Raw genomic sequence first — 3116 nt, forward strand, 5'->3', positions numbered from 1 at the left:
GGGCTTCCGCAATCCGGTGTACGATGCCGTGCTCGGCCAATCGGCGGACGGCGCGCGGGCGGCCTTCGAAGCCCTGTCGGGCGACGAACATGCCAATCTGCGCGGCATGCTGATCGAGGATACGCGCTTCCTGCGCCAGGCCGTGCTGGCGCGCGGGCCGGACATGGCGGGTGCGGGCATGGCGGGTGCGGGCATGGCGGTCTGGGGTCAGGTCGTGGGTTCCTGGAGCGATGTCGACAGCGACGGCAATGCCGCCGGCTATAAAAGGTCCAACAAGGGCCTGCTCACCGGCTTCGACGGCGCCGTGGGGGAGCATTGGCGCGTCGGCGCCGTGCTCGGCTACGGCACCAGCGAAATGCATTCGCGCGGCAGCGCCGATCTCAAGAGCAAGAATTATCAGGCGGGCAGCTATATCAGCGGTACGTTCGATCGGTTCACCGTCCAGCTGGGCGGCAGCTATGGCTGGCACGACGTGCGGTCGCAGCGCACGGTCGCGATCGGCAGCTTCGCGAACAGCCTGAGCGCGGATTATGATCTGCACACGCTGCAGGGCTTTGGCGAAGTCGCCTGGCGCACCCAGCTCGGCCAGGTGCAGTTCGAACCGTTTGCCGGTGCCGCCATCGTCCGTCTGTCCGGCGGAGCGCTGCGCGAAACCGGGGGGGCGGCGGCGCTCCAGGGGCGCTCCGATCGGCTCGACACCAGCTACGCCAATGCCGGCATCCGGATGCGCACAGGCGTGCTGCTGGGCGGCATCGACATGCGCGTGGTCGGCTCCGGCGGGGTACGTCAGCTCCTGCATGGCCGGGTGCCGACGGCGGACCTGAGCTTCGCGCAAGGCCAGCCGTTCCGGATCGCGGGCGCCCCGCTCGCCCGGACCGCCTTTGTCGGCGATCTCGGCCTGGAGGCGGATCTCAGCCAGCGGCTGACCCTGGGCGTCAGCTATGCCGGCCAGTTCGCCAAGCGTAACACCGACAATGGCGTGCGCGCCCAGCTGAATTGGCGGTTCTAGCCAACGTCGGGCGGGGAGGGGCAGCCCGCCCGCCCGGTGGTGCAGTGCTGCTAATAGACAGCATGGCTGCTGTGCCGCAATTTGTTGAGCGCCTCCCTCGATCACGGCACTTTACGGCGCGGCCGCCGAACAGCTGTTCGGCTTCGGGGAGGCGGAGATCGTGGCGCGAACGTCAACCGTCTTATGACCTCACCTGATCGCGAGATGCACGATGGATATCTAAGCCACTACCTGGCAGCGGGTGGGCGCAGGATCATCGGTCGCGGCTGCGGGCGCTGACAGACATACCGGCGCTCACCCGCGAAATTCTGCTCGTGCTCGGCTTGGTCTGTTCAGCTACGAACAAATCGGTGAGCGAACCGGGCTGAAAGCTGAAGAGATCGAGCAGCAAATTGCCCGCGCTATGGCCGGCATCGATCGCGCGCTTCGCGCGCTTCGCGCGCTGTCGTGAGGATCAGTAAGGGGCGCGATGTGGCGCGGACCGATATGGTCTTGCCATCCGGTCCGCGCCTGCCAGAATCCAAGTTAACCATGCGCACCGATCTCGACCATCTGCCGCCGGCAAAACAGCGCGAGCTGGAGCGCGTGGTGCAGATATTGTTCGAGGAATTTGGCTACGCCACCGCGCTCGCGACTTCGACCTGGAAGAAGCAGGCGCGCATCCTCAAGGTGATCCTCTATGGCAGTTATGCGCGCGGTGGCTGGGTCGACGAGCCTCACACGGCCAAGGGCTACCAGTCGGACTATGATCTGCTGATCATAGTCAATCACGAGAAGCTGACCGACCGCACCGAATATTGGTCGGCGGCCGAGGATCGATTGAACCGCGAGCTGGCCATCACCCGGACGCTGCGCACGCCGGTCAACTTCATCGTCCACACGCTCGATGAGGTGAATACGGGCCTCAGCGAAGGGCGCTATTTCTTCATCGATGTCGCGCGTGACGGCATCGCGCTCTACCAGTCGGACGATACCGATCTGCCCGAGCCACAGCCCAAGACGCCGGACCAAGCGCTCGCGCTCGCGCGCGAGTATTTTGACGAGTGGCTGCCGAGCGCTGGTGAGTTCCTCGATGATTTTCGATCAAACCTCGAAAGAGGACGCCTCAAGAAGGCTGCGTTCGAACTTCATCAAGCAACAGAGCGCTACTATCACTGCGTGTTGTTGGTCTGCACCTTCTACACGCCGCACGTCCACAATCTCGGCTTCCTGCGTACGCAGGCCGAGCGCATTGACCCGCGCCTGATCGAGGTGTGGCCGCGCGAGGCCAAGGCCGATCGCACGCGCTTCGAGAAGCTTAAAGAGGCCTATGTCAAAGCGCGCTACTCGCGCCATTACCGCATCACCGAAGACGAACTCGCCTGGCTGGGTGCGCATGTCAAGGCGCTTGGCAAAGTGGTCGAGGTGATCTGCACCGAGCGGATCGAGCAGCTCGAACGGACCGCGCGCGCCGCGTGACATCATCGGCAGCTTAGGCAGGCATCACAACCGCCTGGAAGCGGGCTCCATTCCCATCTCTTGCGCCTGACCTGGTCCGGGTGGCCCTGCCCGCAACCTGAGGCCGGCCACTATGTTCCCCGCCGCGTGCCGCGGCTCCTCGCGCATCAAAATAGCGGCCTGCCTCAGGTCCTCCGCTCGCGCTGCGGCCGTACCGGTGCGGGGAGGGCCTATGCCCGTCCCTCGCGGTCGGCTGTCGACGGGAAATGGATCCCGCATCGCACAGACGGAGTAAGATCAATGCCTGCTATCGGTTATGTCACCAAGGACGAGAACGGAACCTACACCGGCCAGCTCAAGACGCTCAGCATCCGCGCCGACATCAGCATCGTCGCCAATGCCAAAAAGACGACTGATACGCAGCCGGACTATCGCGTCATCTCCGGTGATGTTGAGATCGGCGCCGGCTGGAACCGCCGCTCTGAAACCAGCGGCCGCGACTATGTGTCGCTGAGCCTGGCCGCACCGGAATTCGGACCTCGCCGGCTCTACGCCAATCTCGGCCGCGCCGCCGGCGAAAGCGACGACCGCTTCGCCATCCTCTGGAACCCGGCCGACTGAACGGAAGGGGGGCCGCGCGGGCGGCGCGGCGGTGCGCTTTGTGTAGAGA

The 3116-nt window shown here is 65.0% G+C and carries 3 protein-coding genes; all 3 read left to right on the forward strand.

Translation table 11 applies throughout. The features are described from left to right. The coding region (locus ACOJSI_RS04835; RefSeq protein ID WP_420137128.1) for an autotransporter outer membrane beta-barrel domain-containing protein at nt 1–1009 on the forward strand (1009 nt) is incomplete at its 5' end. 531 nt (nt 1010–1540) lie between these two features. After that, nucleotides 1541–2467 carry a HEPN domain-containing protein gene (locus ACOJSI_RS04840; protein WP_420137130.1) on the forward strand — a complete coding sequence of 309 codons (927 nt, stop codon included), beginning with the start codon at nt 1541–1543 and terminating at the stop codon, nt 2465–2467. Nucleotides 2468–2746: 279 nt separating this feature from the next. Continuing rightward, complete coding sequence (locus ACOJSI_RS04845; RefSeq protein ID WP_420137129.1) at nt 2747–3067, forward strand: DUF736 domain-containing protein; 321 nt, start codon at nt 2747–2749, stop codon at nt 3065–3067. Nucleotides 3068–3116 lie beyond the last annotated feature (49 nt).

The sequence above is a fragment of the Sphingomonas sp. genome, assembly GCF_048595155.1.
GTDB lineage: Bacteria > Pseudomonadota > Alphaproteobacteria > Sphingomonadales > Sphingomonadaceae > Sphingomonas_I.